General features: G+C 63.4%; 18 protein-coding genes and 1 tRNA gene. 11 read left to right on the top strand and 8 right to left on the bottom strand.

From position 1 onward, the window contains the following. Positions 1-26 precede the first annotated feature (26 nt). Complete coding sequence (locus DVK01_RS04825) at positions 27-1,220, bottom strand: PLP-dependent aspartate aminotransferase family protein (protein ID WP_121535651.1); 1,194 nt, start codon at positions 1,218-1,220, stop codon at positions 27-29. Positions 1,221-1,423: 203 nt separating this feature from the next. Here DVK01_RS04825 and DVK01_RS04820 point away from each other — a divergent pair, with 203 nt between their 5' ends. Beyond that, on the top strand, positions 1,424-3,610 hold the full coding sequence (locus tag DVK01_RS04820; protein WP_121535648.1) for an elongation factor EF-2: 2,187 nt from the start codon (positions 1,424-1,426) through the stop codon (positions 3,608-3,610). Between the two features lie 170 nt (positions 3,611-3,780). Here DVK01_RS04820 and DVK01_RS04815 read toward each other — a convergent pair whose 3' ends face one another. After that, entirely contained in the window at positions 3,781-4,875 is a 1,095-nt protein-coding gene (locus tag DVK01_RS04815) for a peptidase (RefSeq protein WP_394337661.1), read from the bottom strand. A gap of 103 nt (positions 4,876-4,978) precedes the next feature. Between DVK01_RS04815 and DVK01_RS04810 the strand changes: the two genes are divergently transcribed. From DVK01_RS04810 to DVK01_RS04785, 6 genes are all read left to right on the top strand, one after another. Next, on the top strand, positions 4,979-5,200 hold the full coding sequence (locus DVK01_RS04810; RefSeq protein ID WP_101351162.1) for a hypothetical protein: 222 nt from the start codon (positions 4,979-4,981) through the stop codon (positions 5,198-5,200). A 79-nt stretch (positions 5,201-5,279) separates the two neighbouring features. Beyond that, positions 5,280-5,813 carry an amino acid-binding protein gene (locus DVK01_RS04805; protein WP_101351161.1) on the top strand — a complete coding sequence of 178 codons (534 nt, stop codon included), beginning with the start codon at positions 5,280-5,282 and terminating at the stop codon, positions 5,811-5,813. Further along, positions 5,810-6,754 (top strand): homoserine dehydrogenase, encoded by a 945-nt coding sequence (locus DVK01_RS04800; RefSeq protein ID WP_101351160.1) that lies wholly within the window; start codon positions 5,810-5,812, stop codon positions 6,752-6,754. The genes DVK01_RS04805 and DVK01_RS04800 overlap by 4 nt, the downstream gene beginning before the upstream one ends. A 272-nt stretch (positions 6,755-7,026) precedes the next feature. After that, complete coding sequence (gene tuf / locus DVK01_RS04795; RefSeq protein ID WP_101351159.1) at positions 7,027-8,292, top strand: translation elongation factor EF-1 subunit alpha; 1,266 nt, start codon at positions 7,027-7,029, stop codon at positions 8,290-8,292. 3 nt (positions 8,293-8,295) lie between these two features. Next, positions 8,296-8,607 carry a 30S ribosomal protein S10 gene (gene rpsJ, locus DVK01_RS04790; RefSeq protein ID WP_004515425.1) on the top strand — a complete coding sequence of 104 codons (312 nt, stop codon included), beginning with the start codon at positions 8,296-8,298 and terminating at the stop codon, positions 8,605-8,607. A 141-nt stretch (positions 8,608-8,748) separates the two neighbouring features. Continuing rightward, positions 8,749-8,820: transfer RNA gene (locus tag DVK01_RS04785), tRNA-Ala, on the top strand. Positions 8,821-8,929: 109 nt separating this feature from the next. On the opposite strand, the gene engB is transcribed toward DVK01_RS04785, so the two are convergent. Beyond that, the gene (gene engB / locus DVK01_RS04780) at positions 8,930-9,547 is read right to left on the bottom strand and encodes a GTP-binding protein EngB (protein WP_101351141.1); all 618 of its coding nucleotides are present in this window, start codon (positions 9,545-9,547) and stop codon (positions 8,930-8,932) included. A gap of 146 nt (positions 9,548-9,693) precedes the next feature. Between engB and DVK01_RS04775 the strand changes: the two genes are divergently transcribed. Both DVK01_RS04775 and DVK01_RS04770 read left to right on the top strand, forming a co-directional pair. Continuing rightward, on the top strand, positions 9,694-10,974 hold the full coding sequence (locus tag DVK01_RS04775) for a TIGR00341 family protein (protein WP_101351140.1): 1,281 nt from the start codon (positions 9,694-9,696) through the stop codon (positions 10,972-10,974). A gap of 61 nt (positions 10,975-11,035) precedes the next feature. After that, a complete protein-coding gene (locus tag DVK01_RS04770; RefSeq protein WP_121535645.1) occupies positions 11,036-11,746 on the top strand; it encodes an SIMPL domain-containing protein in 711 nt (236 codons plus the stop codon). A 141-nt stretch (positions 11,747-11,887) separates the two neighbouring features. On the opposite strand, the gene DVK01_RS04765 is transcribed toward DVK01_RS04770, so the two are convergent. Then, complete coding sequence (locus DVK01_RS04765) at positions 11,888-12,883, bottom strand: GTPase (protein WP_101351138.1); 996 nt, start codon at positions 12,881-12,883, stop codon at positions 11,888-11,890. Between the two features lie 93 nt (positions 12,884-12,976). On the opposite strand from DVK01_RS04765, the gene DVK01_RS04760 reads away from it, so the two are divergent. Then, positions 12,977-13,294, top strand: coding sequence for an ASCH domain-containing protein (locus DVK01_RS04760; protein ID WP_121511798.1), 318 nt, complete (start codon positions 12,977-12,979; stop codon positions 13,292-13,294). Between the two features lie 23 nt (positions 13,295-13,317). Here DVK01_RS04760 and DVK01_RS04755 read toward each other — a convergent pair whose 3' ends face one another. From DVK01_RS04755 to pdxT, 3 genes are all read right to left on the bottom strand, one after another. Next, positions 13,318-15,255: a response regulator gene (locus DVK01_RS04755; protein ID WP_101351136.1), complete on the bottom strand. Its 1,938-nt coding sequence runs from the start codon at positions 15,253-15,255 to the stop codon at positions 13,318-13,320. A gap of 61 nt (positions 15,256-15,316) precedes the next feature. Beyond that, positions 15,317-15,613, bottom strand: coding sequence for a phosphoribosyl-ATP diphosphatase (hisE, locus tag DVK01_RS04750; protein ID WP_101351135.1), 297 nt, complete (start codon positions 15,611-15,613; stop codon positions 15,317-15,319). 36 nt (positions 15,614-15,649) lie between these two features. Further along, positions 15,650-16,243: a pyridoxal 5'-phosphate synthase glutaminase subunit PdxT gene (gene pdxT / locus DVK01_RS04745; RefSeq protein ID WP_101351134.1), complete on the bottom strand. Its 594-nt coding sequence runs from the start codon at positions 16,241-16,243 to the stop codon at positions 15,650-15,652. 166 nt (positions 16,244-16,409) lie between these two features. Between pdxT and DVK01_RS04740 the strand changes: the two genes are divergently transcribed. After that, the gene (locus DVK01_RS04740) at positions 16,410-17,444 is read left to right on the top strand and encodes a PrsW family intramembrane metalloprotease (protein ID WP_101351133.1); all 1,035 of its coding nucleotides are present in this window, start codon (positions 16,410-16,412) and stop codon (positions 17,442-17,444) included. Here the strand turns inward: DVK01_RS04740 and DVK01_RS04735 are convergent. Then, a complete protein-coding gene (locus DVK01_RS04735) occupies positions 17,441-18,019 on the bottom strand; it encodes a riboflavin synthase (RefSeq protein WP_101351132.1) in 579 nt (192 codons plus the stop codon). The two genes, DVK01_RS04740 and DVK01_RS04735, sit on opposite strands and share 4 nt — an antisense overlap. Between the last annotated feature and the right edge of the window lie 59 nt (positions 18,020-18,078).

The raw sequence follows: 18,078 nt of genomic DNA, 5'->3' as shown, positions 1-18,078 counted from the left end.
GTGGGGGCAGCGTTCGCACGCAGCGCTCAGTACTCAAGCGCCGCGAAACCGCGTTCCAGATCGGCCCTGAGGTCTTCGACATCTTCGATACCGACGGAAAGGCGGATGAGCGTATCAGAGATGCCCAGTTCGTCCCGTGCCGCCGGTGAGAGTGGTTCGTGGGTCATCGCCGCCGGAAGTTCCGCCAGGCTCTCGACGCCGCCGAGGCTGACTGCCAGCGTCACCGTCTCTAATGCTTCGAGAAAGCGCTTGGCGTCGGCCATATCTCCGGCCAGTTCGAACGAGAGTACGCCGCCAAAGCCCTGCATCTGTTCGCGAGCCAGTTCGTGCTGTGGGTGACTCTCCAGTCCGGGATAGTGGACCGTTTCGACGCGCTCGTGGTCGTCAAGGTACTGCGCGAGGGCCATGGCATTGCTCTCGTGACGAGTCATTCGGACGCCCAGCGTCTTGATGCCTCGCGAGATGAGATAGCTGTCGAACGGGGCGAGCATGTTCCCGAGTGCAATCTGCTGGCGGAACTCCACTCGTTCGGCCACCTCGGGGTCGTCGGTAATCAGCGCGCCGCCGACGGCATCGCTGTGGCCGTTGAGGTACTTCGTTGTGCTGTGGACCACGAGGTCCGCACCGAGCGACAGCGGCTGCTGGAAGTACGGACTCGCGAAGGTGTTGTCGACGCCGACCGTCGCGTCGTAGTCGGCGGCGACGGCCGCAATCGCGTCGATGTCACACAGCTTGATACGCGGGTTCGTCGGGGTCTCGACCCAGACTAACTCCGTTTCCGGCGTCATCGCAGCCGCGACAGCGTCGGCATCAGTCGCGTCGACGAACTCCACGTCAACGCCAAGCTGGTCCCGGAACAGCGTTTCGAACATCCGTCGCGTGCCCGCGTACAGGTCGTCAAATGCAACGACGTGGTCGCCCGGTTCGACCAGTGAGAGTACCGCTGTCGCAACGGCCGCCGTCCCAGAGCTGAAGGCATAGGCCCGCTCTCCGCCTTCGAGCGCGGCTAACTCCTGTTCGAGGCCATGTCGGGTCGGGTTTGACAGCCGCGAGTAGAGGAACTCTCCGTTACCGGGGTCGATGTCCTCTAGAGACAGATCCGTGTCGAGGCCGGCCAGTTCGTAGGTCGAAGAGAGGTGTATCGGGAGCGTGACATCCCCCGCTGCTGACGCCGTCTCGGTACCGACTGCGATCGTGTCGAGGTGTGGACGCCGAGTCATACGCTCCCGTCCGCTGGCTGGCGCTAATACCTTTGCAATCATTACTCATCCGTATGCAAATAATTATAATCGCAGAGCATACGCTCCCGACTACCGGCCGAGCGGAATGCCAGACCATGCCACGCGAACGGCCGGATTTCGAGCGGTCACGGCCGTAGTGAAACACTATCCTTTTGACCCTGCTGTTGATAGAAAGCTGTATAATGGGCCGACGTAAGAAAATCGTCCAAGAATGTGAGACACTGATGGACGACCCGGAGCACATCCGGAACATCGCCATCGCTGCTCACGTCGATCACGGAAAGACGACGCTGACGGACAATCTGCTGGCCGGTGCCGGCATGATTTCCGACGACACCGCCGGCGAACAGCTGGCGATGGACACCGAGGAAGACGAACAGGAACGCGGGATCACCATCGACGCGGCCAACGTTTCGATGACCCACGAGTACGAGGACCAGAACCACCTCATCAACCTCATCGACACCCCCGGCCACGTCGACTTCGGTGGCGACGTGACCCGCGCGATGCGTGCCGTCGACGGCGCGCTGGTGGTCGTCGACGCCGTCGAGGGCGCGATGCCACAGACAGAGACGGTGCTCCGGCAGGCGCTCCGCGAGGGCGTCAAGCCGACGCTGTTCATCAACAAGGTCGACCGCCTCATCTCCGAGCTCCAGGAAGGCCCCGAAGAGATGCAGGAGCGCCTGCTCGCGGTCATCCAGGACGTCAACGACCTCATCCGCGGCATGACCGAGGAGATGGACGACATCGAGGACTGGACAGTCTCCGTCGAGGAAGGGACCGTCGGCTTCGGCTCCGCGCTGTACAAGTGGGGTGTCTCGATGCCGTCGATGCAGCGGACCGGCATGGACTTCGGCGAAATCATGGAACTTGAGCGCAACGACAAGCGCCAGGAACTCCACGAGCGTACGCCGCTGTCTGACGTGGTTCTGGACATGGTGTGTGAGCACTTCCCGAACCCCGTCGACGCCCAGCCCCGCCGTGTCCCGCGTATCTGGCGCGGCGACGCCGAGTCCGAACTCGCCGAGGACATGCGGCTGGTCAACGAGGACGGCGACGTCGTCCTGATGGTCACTGACATCGGTGTCGACCCTCACGCTGGCGAGATTGCCGCCGGCCGTGTCTTCTCCGGCACGCTGGAGAAGGGCCAGGAGCTGTACGTCTCCGGGACCGCGGGCAAGAACCGCATCCAGAGCGTCGGCATCTACATGGGTGGCGAGCGCGAGGAGGTCGAACGCGTTCCCGCTGGTAACATCGCCGCTGTCACGGGGCTCAAGGACGCCATCGCCGGCTCCACGGTCTCCAGCGTCGAGATGACCCCCTTCGAGTCTATCGAGCACATCTCGGAGCCAGTTATCACAAAGTCCGTCGAGGCACAGAACATGGATGACCTGCCGAAGCTCATCGAGACGCTCCAGCAGGTCGCCAAGGAAGACCCGACCATCCAGGTCGAAATCAACGAGGACACCGGCGAGCACCTCATCTCCGGGCAGGGTGAACTCCACCTGGAAGTCATCGGCCAGCGTATCGAGCGCAACCAGGGCATCCCGATCAACACTGGTGAGCCGATTGTCGTCTACCGCGAGGCCCCGCAGGGCGAGAGCCGCGAGGTCGAGGGCATCTCGCCGAACCGCCACAACCGCTTCTACATCTCCGTCGAGCCGCTCGGCGACGATATCGTCGAGACGATCAAGATGGGCGAAGCGTCGATGGACATGCCCGAACTGGAGCGCCGTGAAGCGCTGCAGGAGGCCGGCATGGACAAGGACGACTCCCAGAACATCGAGCACATCCACGGGACCAACATCCTCCTCGACGAGACGAAGGGTATCCAGCACCTCAACGAGACGATGGAGCTCGTCATCGAGGGCCTCGAAGAAGCGCTCGACGACGGCCCGCTCGCGTCCGAGCCGGTCCAGGGCTCCTTGCTCCGTCTCCACGACGCCCGACTCCACGAGGACGCCATCCACCGCGGTCCGGCCCAGGTCATCCCGGCCGTCCGCGAGGCAGTCCACAACGCGCTCATCGACGCGCAGATCAAGCTGCTGGAGCCGATTCAGCAGGTCCGCATCGACGTGCCCAACGACCACATGGGTGCCGCAAGCGGCGAGATTCAGGGCCGACGTGGCCGCGTCGACGACATGTACCAGGAAGGCGACCTGATGGTCGTCGAGGGCGTCGCGCCCGTCGACGAGATGATCGGGTTCTCCTCCGACATCCGCTCGGCCACCGAGGGCCGTGCCTCCTGGAACACCGAGAACGCCGGCTTCCAGGTCCTTGCCGACAACCTCCAGCCTGACAAGATCAGCGAAATCCGAGAGCGCAAGGGCATGAAGCAGGAACTGAACCCGGCTATCGACTACTTCTAGACCACCTTTTTCCACGGGGGGTTCGGGCGCTACGCGCCCTCAACCCCCGCGCAAAAACGTGGGCGAAAAAGGCGCGAATCGCTTCGCGATTCGCGGGAAACCGCGCGCCGTTGGCGCGCGGTATGCCGTCCCGCGCTTTCACCGCCCTTCGTTCTGCTACTGAACTGCGTTCACTCTCCCGCCTGTGCCCGCAGGCGGTCGATTCGGTTCCCCAGCGGCGGCGACTTCGAGAACGGGTTGGCGAACCGTCGCCTCGATGGCTCCATGTCGTGGACGGCGGCGTACCGTTCGAGTGCGTCGGCGACAGCGTCCGGGCCGAGGCGGTCGGCCGCGTAGTCGTCGGCTGCCCGGACGCCGCGGCGCGTGGCCCACAGGCTGCCCAGGGCGAGGCCGAGGCTCACGCCGGCAAGCGGCCACAACGGGCCGATATCGGCCAGCGCCACGAACAGCGGGACCAGTGCGAGCAGCAGGCCGCCGACGACTCGGGCCAGCACTCGGGCCTGCTGTCGCCCGGCCTGGACCGCGAGCAGGGCCGTCGCCGTCTCGTCGTCGAGCGCGTCGAGGAACGTGCTCGTCACGAACAGGCGGCGGTATCCGGGGACGCCGCGGACGGTCGCGTTCGCCGTCCCCTCGCGGTCGGTGTCGAGTATCCGGATGTCACGGACGGTCAGTCCCGTGCGCTCCCCGAGCCGATTCAGCGTCGCTTCGGTCGATTCGTCCGGCGTCCGGACCGACCGAACGACCGGGATAATCCAGGGGGCCGCGGCCTGCAGGGCAACGACGAGCGCGGCGACGACGGCCAGCAGGACGACCGGCGACAGACCGGTTTCCAGCGGCGCGATGACGACCGTCACGAAAACCGACAGCCCGAAGACGTACCGCCCCATCCGGACGAGCGCCCGGCCGGTCGAGAGGTTGATGTCACGGACCCTGCGGACGCCCCGAACGGTCGGCGCATAGGCGGCGAGTCCGATACCGCCGGCGACGAGTAGTTCCGCGAACATCGCCAGCAGTGTTCCGACCGTTCCGCCCCCGCCGCCGACCACTGCGTAGCCGAATCCGAGTAGCCGAAAGAGGACGTACGACAGCAGGGCGAACGGGAGCAGGACCCCGAGGTACAACTGCCGGTACCTGGCGACAGGGTTCGAGAGCCGCTGTACGACTGCGCTACCGAGTGCGCCGAGGGCGAGGCCGGCGATGGCGAGGATGACGGCGAGGACCACCGCCGTACCTACCGCTATCGGAGGTGACTGGAGGGCGTACACGTACGACATGCTTCGCCATCGCGCAAAAAACGTAGCGTTCCCCTGTCAGCACCTGTCACGTCGAGGCCCCACGCTTAGGTCGCCCGGCACCGAACGGCAGGGTATGAGCGACCGGCTGCATCAAATTGTGGACCTCCTCGTCGCTGCTGTCATCGCCGGCACGTCAACGTTCATCTGGAGTTACGTCCTGCCGACGGGGCTGGCACTGACGCTCGCGGGGATGTTCGCGGCGATGTACTACTTCTCTCGCAATCCCTGGGGATCGACCCGCGGCGAGGCGTACAACGAGTGGATCGATGACCTGTATGACCGCTATCTCCCGTGAGACCAAACGAACGGTTTCTTATACATGCCCCTGCTGAGTCATCCACAATGAGCCGAGACATCCAGGAGGTGAGCGGGCGATGAGCGACTCGACCGACGAGGTACGGTCCTACACAGTTCGGCTGGAACTGGTCGACGAACCGGGCGAACTGCTGCGGGCGCTCGAGCCCATCGCCAACAACGGCGGGAACCTCCTCTCTATCTTCCACGAGCGGGGGAACGTGACCCCGCGGGGCCACATCCCCGTGGAGGTCGACCTGGAGGCGACCCCCGAACGGTTCGACGGGATCGTCGACGCACTCCGGGACGCGGGCATCAACGTCATCCAGGCCGGGGCAGAGCAGTACAGCGAGGCGTTGACGATCATTCTCACCGGCCACCTCGTCAACACTGATCTCTCTGACACGCTCTCGCGGATTCACGAATCCACGGACGCGACCGTAACCGACCTCTCGCTGTCGGCACCGGAGGGCACGGACGATGCTTCCAGTGCTCGCATCCGACTGGCAACGGAGGAAGGGGCGGTCAACGAGACGATGTCCGCTATTCGTGCTGTCGCAAACGAGAAGGGACTCCACGTCATTGAGCCACTCGCTGCGGGAGGTGAGGCATGAGACTCGCCGTCATCGGGGCCGGTGCAGTCGGCTCCGCTGTCGTCGAACTGGCGGCCGACCACGGCCACTCCGTCACTGCCTTCGCTGATTCCAGCAGCGCCGTCATCGACAGCACCGGTATCGACACTGCTGAAGCGCTCGACCGGAAGCGGGCCGACGGCGTCGTTGGAACCGACGCACCTGAGGCCGCGCTCTCGGCCGAGTACGACGTGCTCGTCGAGGCGACGCCGACAACGCTTGGCGACGCTGAGCCGGGATTCGGCCACGTGCGGGCCGCACTCGAACGTGACCGCCACGCCGTGCTGGCGAACAAAGGCCCGGTCGCCGAACGATACGCGGACGTTCGCGCGCTGGAACGGGAAAGCGAGGGGTCCGTGCTGTTTGAGGCCACCGTCGGTGGCGCGATGCCGGTCCTCTCGACTATCAACGACTTCGACCCGAGCCATATCACCGCCGTCCGCGGGGTGCTCAACGGCACCGCGAACTTCATCCTCTCGCGGATGGCGACCGAAGGGCTGGATTACGAACACGTCCTCGCGGAAGCACAGGACCTGGGCGTCGCCGAAGCCGACCCGACCTTTGACGTGGACGGGACCGACGCAGCGCTGAAAGGTGTCATCATCGCGAACGTCCTCGCTGACGACGAGACGGAGTACACGCTCGATGACGCTGCGGTAGAAGGAATTCAGGACATCTCCGGCAGCGCCCTCGAACTCGCCCGGGCGGACGGCCGGACCGTCCGACTCGTCGCCGAGGTCGTCGAGGGGTCTGTCCGTGTCGGCCCGCGACTCGTTCCGGACAACGCGCCGCTTGCCGTCTCCGGGACCCGGAACATCGCCCAACTGGAGACCGAACACGCCGGCCAGCTCAACATCTCTGGTCGCGGTGCCGGCGGCCCAGAGACGGCGAGCGCGGTACTCGCAGATATCGGCCGACTATAACGGGACAGCAAGGTTTCTACCGCAGCCACACCGTTTCTGTATTCACTGTCTGTCACAGCCACCCGTCTGTTTGTCACTCGAAACAACACTATCCTGGCTGTGACTGTCGGTATCAGCGTCTTCCTGACCAAGCTATCGGGTGCCACACTACCATGCCATGTCGTGGCGAATCGCAAGAAAGCGACGGCCTGACGCTTACACGCTTTCGAAATCGTTTTATGAACCACCAGCTAATAAACCCGATACAGCGCCTCTGCGCGTGAGAGATAACAATGAGCGACGAACAACACCAGAACCTGGCCATCATCGGCCACGTCGACCACGGGAAGAGCACGCTCGTCGGCCGACTCCTGTACGAGACAGGGTCGGTACCGGAGCACGTCATCGAACAGCACAAGGAAGAAGCCGAGGAGAAAGGCAAGGGCGGCTTCGAGTTCGCCTACGTCATGGACAACCTCGCCGAAGAGCGTGAGCGTGGTGTCACCATCGACATCGCCCACCAGGAGTTCAGCACCGACGCCTACGACTTCACCATCGTGGATTGTCCCGGGCACCGCGACTTCGTGAAGAACATGATTACCGGCGCGTCCCAGGCCGACAACGCCGTCCTGGTCGTCGCCGCCGACGACGGCGTTCAGCCGCAGACTCAGGAGCACGTGTTCCTGGCCCGCACCCTGGGCATCGGTGAACTCATCGTCGCCGTCAACAAGATGGACCTCGTCGACTACGGCGAGTCCGAGTACAAGCAGGTCGTCGAAGAGGTCAAGGACCTCCTCACCCAGGTCCGCTTCGACTCCGAGAACGCCAAGTTCATTCCGGTCTCCGCGTTCGAAGGCGACAACATCGCCGACGAGTCCGAGCACACGGGCTGGTACGACGGCGAAATCCTGCTCGAAGCGCTCAACGAACTGCCGGCACCGGAGCCGCCGACGGACGCGCCGCTCCGACTGCCGATTCAGGACGTCTACACCATCTCCGGTATCGGTACGGTCCCGGTTGGCCGTGTCGAGACGGGTATCCTGAACACGGGCGACAACGTCAGCTTCCAGCCGTCCGACGTCTCCGGCGAAGTCAAGACCGTCGAGATGCACCACGAGGAAGTCCCGAAGGCCGAGCCCGGTGACAACGTCGGGTTCAACGTCCGCGGCGTCGGCAAGGACGACATCCGACGCGGTGACGTCTGTGGTCCGGCCGACGACCCGCCATCGGTCGCCGAGACCTTCCAGGCCCAGATCGTCGTGATGCAGCACCCGAGCGTCATCACGGAAGGGTACACCCCGGTCTTCCACGCCCACACGGCACAGGTCGCCTGTACTGTCGAATCCATCGACAAGAAGATCGACCCGTCCTCCGGTGAGGTTGCCGAGGAGAACCCCGACTTCATCCAGAACGGGGACGCTGCCGTCGTGACGGTCCGCCCACAGAAGCCGCTCAGCATCGAGCCGTCCTCCGAAATTCCGGAGCTCGGTTCGTTCGCTATCCGCGACATGGGGCAGACCATCGCCGCCGGCAAAGTCCTCAGCGTCAACGAGCGATAACGCATGTCCCAGCAGGCACGCGTTCGGCTCGCGGGCACAAGCCCCGAGGACCTTGACGACATCTGCGCCGACGTGCGGGAGATCGCGAACAAGACCGGCGTCGAACTCTCCGGTCCGGTCCCACTCCCCACCAAGACGCTTGAGGTTCCCACCCGCAAGTCCCCCGATGGTGAGGGGACTGCGACGTGGGAACACTGGGAGATGCGCGTCCACAAGCGGCTCATCGATATCGACGCCGACGAACGGGCACTGCGCCAGCTGATGCGCATCCAGGTTCCCAACGACGTCTCCATCGAGATCGTCCTCGAGGACTGAGCCTCGGGGAAACTGTCGCTTTGCGACAGCGTCGTTGTGTACGCCCGTCCGAACCGCTGGCCGGGACAGTGTGAATCGCTATCGAAGGCCGCTCTCACGCGCAGGGTTTTTATAACTCCGCGTTCGAGTGGCAGACTACGCGGGCTCGTAGATCAGTGGCAGATCGCTTCCTTCGCAAGGAAGAGGCCCCGGGTTCAAATCCCGGCGAGTCCATACGCGCTCCGCGCGTTCGGTAATCCACATACTATATTTGCCAGCACAACTCCGACGAGAGTGCAAATTAAGCACTGATTGCTAGTGACCTGAACCCGAACAACGCTGTTCAGAAGAACTGGAACAGCTCGTCACGCTGGGCGTCGTGAAGGTGGTGCCGGACAGCCTCGTTCAGGGGCTCGATGGCGCCGCGCTTCGCAGTTATCGGTGCGATAGTCTCCTGCCACTGTTGCCATGGTGGATGGAGTCCGAGTCGGTCACAGAGGTCGTTCAGGCGCTCATCCTTGTCGTCAACCTTGTCCATTTTGTTGACTGCGACGACCGGTTCGACGCCAATCTCTCGGAGGAAGTGAAACATCTCCACGTCGTGTGGGATTTCGTCGGGGCCGGAATGGCGGTCGATGATGTCGATGACCGATTTGCCGTCGACGACGAGGATACCGACGAGAATCTGTTCGGCATGTCGCTCGACGTACTGGACCACGTCGGTCTTGATTTCTTCGCGGACGTCTTCTGGAACGCCTTTCATGTACCCGAAACCGGGAAGATCGCTGACAACGAAATCGGCGCTGGCCCAGTCGAAGTGGTTGGGTGAACGGGTGACGCCGGGTCGCTGGCCCGTATCGAACGTGTGGCCCGTTATTTCGCGCATCAACGTCGATTTCCCGACGTTTGACCGGCCGACGAGTATCACCTCGGTGTCCCGGTCCGGTCGTGACTCGAACATACCTCGTGTACTCCGTCAGCGGGGAAAAACGCGTTCGTTTTGGGCGGACCGACGGTTCCGGAATTCACAATCGTCCCTTCATCCGTTGCTGAACCTGGACCGGCTGACTAGCTGGCTTTTTGGTGTCAGGGGTCCCACCCGGAGCCGTGCGGCTGGTACAGATACTGATTCCCACAGGGAAGCGCGACGCCGTTCTGGGCGTGTTGGCCGAGGAGGGCATCGATTACGTGCTCACCGAAGAGACGAGTGGGCGGGAGTTCACCGCTGTCGTCACCTTTCCAGTCCCAACCAACGCACTCGAACCAGTTCTCGAAGAGTTGCGGGACGTTGGTATCAACGACGACGGCTACACAGTCGTCGTGGATGCGAACACCGTCATCTCCAGCCAGTTCGACGAGCTAGAGGAGAAGTACGCCGAGGAAGAAGACGAGGACCGCATCGCGCGGGAGGAGCTCACCTCGAAAGCAAACGACCTCGCGCCCTCGATGTCGAACTACGCGCTGATGACGGTCATCAGCGCGATTATTGCGACCGCGGGGTTGCTGCTCGACTCTCCGGCCGTCGTCGTGGGTTCGATGGTCATCGCACCGCTCATCGGCCCGGCGATGACCGCCAACGTCGGCACCGTCGTCGACGACCACGAGATGTTCGCACAGGGGGTCAAACTTCAGGCCATCGGGCTCGGACTCGCCGTGGCAAGCGCGACTGTCTTCGCCCTGCTCGTCCGGCATGCCAACGTCATCCCGCCGCTCGCTGACGTGACCTCTGTCGGGCAGATACGCGAGCGGGTCGCCCCCGACTTCCTCTCGCTGATCGTCGCACTCGGCGCTGGCGCGGCCGGCGTCGTCAGTCTCACCAGCGGCGTCTCGACGGCACTGGTGGGCGTCATGATCGCCGTCGCACTCATTCCACCGGCGGCCACGATCGGCATCGGCATCGCGTGGGGCCAGCCGCTCGTCAGTCTCGGATCTGCCGTATTGCTGCTGGTAAACGTCCTCTCTATCAACCTCGCGGTGCTCGTCGGACTCTGGTATCAGGGGTACCGCCCCGAACACTGGTTTCAGGAGAGCAACGCGCGGTCGGCGACTGTCAAACGAATCGGCGTCCTCGTCGTCTCAATACTCGTCCTGTCAGCGTTTCTGGGCGGTGTGACGCTGGACTCCTACCAGCGAGCGACGACGGAGTCGGACATCCGCGAGGGCATTGAAGCAAGCGTCGACCCGCCGGCGAGTGTCCTGTCGGTCGAAGTCAAGTCGACGAACACCGCGATATTCCAACAGCCGCGCCGCGTCGTCGTCACTGTCGGTCTGCCGCCGGACGCGGAGCAGCCACTGCTTGCCGACCAGCTCGATACTGTGGCTGACAACGCGGCCGGTCGAGACGTTGCGACGGAAGTTCACTACGTCACTGTCGAACGGAACAGCTGACGCTCAAAACCGACTTTGAGCGTTCGACGATATAAATACCGCTGGGTGTGTCGGAGACGGTATGGTATCACGACCACTCGCAATCGCTGGCGTGCTGGCACTGCTCATTACCGGCGGCGTCGGGTTCGCACTCGCGGACACCGGGACCGTCGCGCCGTCGACGAATTCGACCGTGAGCGTCAGCGCCGACGTGACCGTCGAACGCACGCCCGACCGTGCAACTGTCACCGTCGCCGCAGTGGGTCGCGGTGAGACCGCCGAAGCGGCGCGAAACAACCTCAGCGGCGATGCTGACGCCATCGTGTCGGCTCTTGAAGGTGAGGGCGCAGACGTGACTTCCTCGCGGTTCCAGATCCGCCCCGAATACGAGCAGCGTCGAGAAGGACGCGAACAGGTCGGTTACGTGGCGATTCACACTGTCGAAGCGGAAACGAGCAACGTTTCGACTGCCGGGACGCTCATTGATGCCGCAGTCGACGCCGGCGCGGACCGCGTCGAGGGTGTCCGCTACTCACTGAGCGAGGAGACGAGACAGGATGCTCGCGAAGAGGCCCTGACGACCGCCATGGATAACGCCCGGACGGACGCCGAAGTCGTCGCCGCTGCGGAGGATCGATCCGTCGGTGACGCGGTCACGATTCAGACCAGCAACCACGGCCGGCCCGTTGTGTACGCGGAAGCGATGGCCGCCGACGCCGGCGGGCGGACGAGCATCCAGCCCGGCGATGTCACTGTCGACGCCTCTGTCAGTGTCACCTACGAGCTAAACTAAGACGTCTTTCTCGCGACTCCGCTCCCCATTCGGTGCTTTCGAGACCCCTCTCGTTGGTGACCGCAATCCTCGCGGGTCGCCGCGCTCCTCGCTCGGAGTCTTCGAGACGCCTCCCGTTGGTTGGCGTCTCGCTATGTCTCGCTACTCGTCAAACGGCAGTTCGAGTTCGTAATCCACCGCGTCAATAGCGGCCTGCAACACGCCGTCGACGTTGTCGCCTTCGGTGACGCTCATGTAGTGGTCGGCCTCTACGTCTGTTGAGAGGTCGCTCTTGTTCGAGATGGTCAGCACGGGCACGTCGAAGCGTGCTTCGATGGCGTTTCGGAGTTCAAGCTGGTCCGCGAGCGGATAGCCACACTCGCCACTTGGGTCGATAAACACGAGGACCGCGTCGGCGAGGTGTTCAAGCGCGCTCACGGCCTGTGACTCGATTTCGTTGCGGTCCTCCGGCGGGCGGTCGAGCAGGCCGGGGGTGTCCACGAGCTGGTAGCGGATGCGCTGGTCTTCGAAGTGGCCGACGCGGATCTGCGTCGTCGTGAACGGATACGAGGCGATCTTGTTGTCGGCCCGCGTGACGCGGTTGACGAACGACGACTTGCCGACGTTGGGGTAGCCGGCGACGACGATGGCCGGCTCGTCCGGGCGGATGTCGGGGATGCCTTTCAGGGCGTTATGGGCGGTCGAGACGGCGGCGAGGTCGTCCTCGACCTCCTCGACCACGTCGGCAATGCGGGCGAAGGCCTGCTTGCGGAGCTTCCGGGCGGTGTCGATGTCGCCGCGGGCGACGCGGCTCTCGTACTCCTGGCGGATCTCGACGACTTTGTCGGCGGCCCACGAGATTTCAGACAGGTGCTGTTTCAGCGCGTCGATACCGGGGTCGTCGTCCGCGGGGTAGGCTTCGCCGACGACAGCGTCGGCGAGTTCGACGTAGAAGGGATCGAGGTCGTCAATCGTCGGCCACGCGGTCACCACGTTCTCCATGTTGTCGGAGGCGATGTTCGACGCCGTCATCAGCATCGATTGCTGGGCTTCGTTCCCGTCCTTGGCCCCGCCGGCGCGTGACGCCCGCGAGAAGGCTTTGTCCACGAGCTCCTCGGCAGTGGGCGTCGTCGGCAGACCCTCGAAGGGATGGCTCATAGGTTCTGTTGACGGCCGGAGCGTAAAAGCGCGTTCAATCGCGCCCAAACTGTTGCGAGTCACGCTTTTCAGCGTCCCGGACACAGTTCTGATATGGCACAGATTGACGCCGGCGAGATTCTCCCCAACGACCACGTCCAGCAGATGGCTGCCGAGGGGCGAGTCACCCAGATGCACCGTGGCCACCAGTACGCTGACGAGGGTGACACCTTCGAGATAGACGGCACCGAATTCGAGGTAACAGACGTAACCCACCGGACACTGGGCGACATGACCGACGAGGACGCACAGCGTGAGGGGTCGGAGGACCTCGACGCGTACAAGGAGCGCATGAAGAAAGTCCACGGCAGTTTCGAGTGGGACGACGACAGCGAGGTCGTCCGGCACCGATTCGCCCCCATCGAGGAGTAGCGCCGCGACGACGACTGAGCGCCTTATTCTCCCGCTATCACGTCGACGCCGGTAAACTCGAAGCGTGCGCCGCCGGTATCGCTCTCAGTGAGTGTGACCGTCCAGTCGTGGGCAGCGGCGATCTGTGATACTATTGAGAGTCCGAACCCGGTGCCGTCAGTCGTCGTCGAGTAGCCGCTTTCGAACACTGTCTCCCGGTCGGATTCGGGAACTCCCGGGCCGTCGTCTGAGACGGCGAACCCGTCCGGAATCTCGGTAACGGTTATGGTTACGGCCGGACTGCCGTGTCTGTCAGCACCCTCAGACTGTAGCTGACTGTCCGTAGCGCTGTGCTCAACGGCGTTTCGGATCAGGTTCTCCAGCAACTGTTTGAGCCGCGTCATGTCTGCCTGTATCTTGCGGTCAGTGTCGACCACCAGCGCCGCGTCACCGGTATCGACGACCTCCCAGCAGTCAGTGACTGCCGTCGCCAGTGCGACCGTTTCCATTTCAGCGACGCTGTCGCCAGTCCGGGCCAGCAACAGCAGGTCGTCTATCAGCGTCTGCATCCGGTCGAGTGCCTGCTCTATCGCAGCGATGTTTTCGTCGTCGTGCTCCTCTTTTACCGCCTCCAGCCGCCCGATAGCGACGTTCAGGGGGTTACGGAGGTCGTGGCTGACGACTGTCGCGAACTGTTCCAGCCGGTCGTTTTGCGTCGACAGTTCCTGCTCGCGGTCACGGAGCTGTCTGTCGCGCTCAACGGCGGCGAGGGCCACCTCCATGTTCGCCGCGAGGATTCGCCCAGCGACGATGTCTGCCTCGTTGAAGGCGTCGACAGTCGCCGACGCGGCGATGAGAATGCCGTGTTTCCCTAGTGGTAGATACAGTTCGCTTCGTATCGGCGTCTCGGGGTTCTGCACGTCCGAATCCAGCCGCACGTCGGGAACTGCGGTTGCCTCACCGCTCTCGTACACCCGCCAGGCGATGCTGTCACTCGGCCTCAACGTCGGAATATCACCGACTAGCTCCCGGGCCGCCGCGGTCGCGGCGACGGGCTCTAACTCTCCATCGTCGTTGATGAGGTGGACAGCATTCGCGTCGAGTCCGATGATATCTGCAGCGGCGTTGACGCCGATGCCGGCGACTTCGTTGCGGACTTCCGCGGCCATCAACTGTCGCGTGGCCTCGTGTAGCGCTTCGAGTCGATGCTCGCGCTCGTCGATATCGCTTCGGTCGCTGATGACCGACACCGTACCGTCTTCGCTGTCCCAGGTCACGTCACACGCTGTGACGCTGGCCCGGATGGTGTTGCCGGCCAGTGTCCGTATCGTCTGCTCGACGTAACCGGCCGTCTGGTCGTCCTTGACAACGTGCTCGACGGTATCGGTCCCGCCGTCCGTCGTCGGCTCGACGAGGCCAGTCAGTGGCCGGCCACAGAGGTCATCGCTGTTGGCCGCGCCGAACAGATCCACCGCCGCCGGGTTCGCGTACACGACAGTGTCGGCCACGCTGATGAGGACCGAATCGCTTGTCGCGTCGAGAATTCGTTTTGTCCGTTCCTGTGCGGCGTCAGCCGTTGCTTTCGCTCTGACGCGCTCGACAGCGTTTCGGATTCGATGTGCGAGGACGGCGTACTGCTGTGACCCGTGCGTTTTTTGAATGTAGTCGGTGACGCCGGCCGTGACTGCCTCGCTTGCGAGTGACTCGCTCCCCTGACTGGTAAATAACAAGAACGGCATATCCGGGTCTCTGGCGCGGACCGTCTCCAGGAACTCTAGCCCGTCGATACCCGGCATGTCGTAGTCACTGACGATGCAGTCCACATCGTGCTCGTCCAGATACGACAGCCCGTCTGTCGCACTCGTGACGCCGGTTGCATCGATCGCTGTGTCCTTGCGTTCGAGATGTGTCGCGATAAGGTCGGCGTACGATGGTTCGTCGTCGACACAGAGGACTGTAACGCCCGACGCCACATGACCCATGGGCTTCGATATGCACCGTATCGGTGTCAATCTGTCGTGCCCTGAACCTGACGAGCGGAATTTACCGTCGCTTCGCCAGCTCCGCCCGCAAGTCGTCGACATCCATCTCCTTCATCGACAGCAGGACGAGCAGGTGATAGACGATGTCGGCTGATTCGTGGGCCAACTCCTCGCGGTCGTCGTCTTTGGCCGCCAGAATGAGTTCGGTCGTCTCTTCACCGAGCTTCTCCAGCACGGCGTTTTCGCCCTTCTCGTGGGTAAACAGCGACGCCGTATAGGAGTCTTCGGGAAGGTTCGCCTTGCGGTCCTCGATGACAGCGAACAGTTCGTCGATAACGTTGACGGTGTCGTCGCTCATAGCCGCTGTTCGGCCAGCGGGGCCTTCAGGCCGTCGCTACGACTCTACGGAGTCGAAAAAGGCCAGGTCGTGAATGCGCGGGTCCTCAGTCAGTTCGGGATGGAACGACGTGCCGACGACCGGCCCGTCACGGACCGCGACCGGGCGGTCGTCCCACGCCGCCAGCACTTCGACGTCCTCGCCCACGTAGTCGATGACCGGTGCGCGGATGAACACCGCCGGGAACGCCTCATCGAGCCCGGTCACGTCAAGTGGCGCTTCGAAGCTGTCTTTCTGTCGCCCGAATGCGTTGCGTTCGACCGAGACGTCGATGACGTTCAGCGTGTCGACGCGGTCGTCCTGTGCGTCGGTCGCGCTGACGATGAGCCCGGCACACGTCGCCAGCACCGGCTTGCCGGCGTCGACGTGTGACTCGATCTCTTCTGCGATGCCCTCTCGGTGGATAAGCCGCGAAATCGTGGTCGATTCCCCGCCCGGTAGCAACAGGACATCGCAGTCCGGGACCAGCCCTGCTTCGCGTATTTCGACGACCTCCGCAGTCCGGTCGTGGGCCGCTGCTGCCCGCTCGATTGCGTCCCCGTGTTCAGAGACATCGCCCTGAACCGCGAGTACACCCGCGCGTAGTGTCATGTCTCCCTGTTGGTGGCCCCGTGCGAAAAGCCTCTCGTCTCCTGCAAGTGTCCGCTCTGGCGGGGACTGTCCTGACTGCACACAGTATCAGGCATACCGCCGCCCGGTGCTCGCTCGGCTATAACCGAACCAAACGGTTAGGTGAGACGGACTGTAGACGTGGCACATGGGAAAGCGACGGCAGGACCCGGTCGAGGTAAACGCGGACGGGTCGGCAGACCTCTATGAGATATCGACTTGGGAGCCCCGGTCGACGCTGGACCGGTTCGCCCACTGGCTCTACCACATCGGCATACGGACGCTGCGGTATCTCGTCGTTATCACAGCTATCGCGATTCTCCTCTTGCAGGTCGCGTTCGGGAGCCTTGGCGCGCTCGGCGACCAGCCGCTGTTTGCCGGCATGGCCATCCTCTCCGCCGTCCCGGCCCTCGGTCTCGCGGCGTACATTTACTACGCCGACGTGACCACGCAGGAACCGTTGACGCTGCTCGTGGGGACGTTCCTCCTTGGCGTGCTGTTCGCCGGCTTCGCGGGCGTGCTCAACGGTATTTTCGGTAGACCGGTCCAGGCTATTGGCTCCGGGTTCGGCCTGGTACCGTTTCTCGGCCAGGTGTTCTTTTTCTTCCTCATCGTCGGCCCTGTCGAGGAGACGGTAAAGCTGCTGGCGGTGCGCCTGTACGCCTTCCGTGACACCCGTTTCGACGCCGTCGTTGACGGCGCGGTGTACGGCGCCATCGCCGGTCTTGGCTTTGCGACCATCGAGAACGCGCTGTACATCACGCAGAACACCGAAATGACCGCCGGGACAGTACAGTTACTCGCCGCTAGCAGCGACATCACTGCGGTCAGAGCGCTTGCGGGGCCGGGCCACGTCATCTACTCGGCCTTCGCCGGCTACTATCTCGGCCTGGCGAAATTCAATCCGGACGATGCCGGCCCCATCGTCCTGAAAGGATTGCTCATCGCTTCGCTCATCCACGCCGTTTACAACACGCTGGCCAGCCCAGTGACGGCCATCGCGGCCACGCTATACAACGTCGACTTCCTCGTCGCGTTCTTCGGCTTCGTCATCGTGTACGACTCCATCTTTGGCCTCCTGTTGCTGAAGAAGATTCACGCGTATCGGCAGGCGTACAACCGCGCGCACGAGGACCCGGACGAGACTACGATTCATCCGGAGCAGACCGAGTTCGACCCCTAAGTAAGCTGTTCGACGTATTTCGCGACCACGTCGACCTCCAGATGGACCGGATCGCCGACGGACTTCTCCGACAGCGTCGTCTCGGCGTACGTCGTCGGAATGATTGCCACGTCGAATTCCTCGGAGCGCCGGTCGGCGACGGTCAGGCTGATGCCGTCGACCGTTATCGACCCTTTCTGAACCAGGTAGTCCCGATGAGCTTCGGGGAGAGAGAAGGTGAACGTCCAGTCTTCTCCCTCCTGTTCGATACCGACGATTTCGGCTGTCGTATCGACGTGGCCCTGCACGATGTGGCCGTCGAACCGCCCGTCGGCGGGCATTGCCCGCTCAAGGTTCACCCGGTCCCCACCGTTGAGGGCATCGAAAAACGTCCGGGCAAGCGTCTCCTGAGCGAGAAACACCTCGAACCACTCGCCGTCGACCGCCTTCTCGACGGTGAGACAGACGCCGCTGACGCTGATCGACTGGCCGTGGTCAAGTCCGTCGAACGGCGCGCCGATTCGCATCCGACGCCCGCCCTCGTCGTCAATAACCGCCTGCACCTCGCCGGTCGTCTCGACGATTCCGGTGAACATATTCCAGATACGTCGCGGCTGGCGGAAAGCACTTCGCTTCTCGGAGACGGAATATAGAC

Source organism: Haloarcula sp. Atlit-120R (genome assembly GCF_003665885.1).
Taxonomy (GTDB): domain Archaea; phylum Halobacteriota; class Halobacteria; order Halobacteriales; family Haloarculaceae; genus Haloarcula; species Haloarcula taiwanensis.
This window is presented reverse-complemented; position numbering and strand designations above follow the sequence as displayed.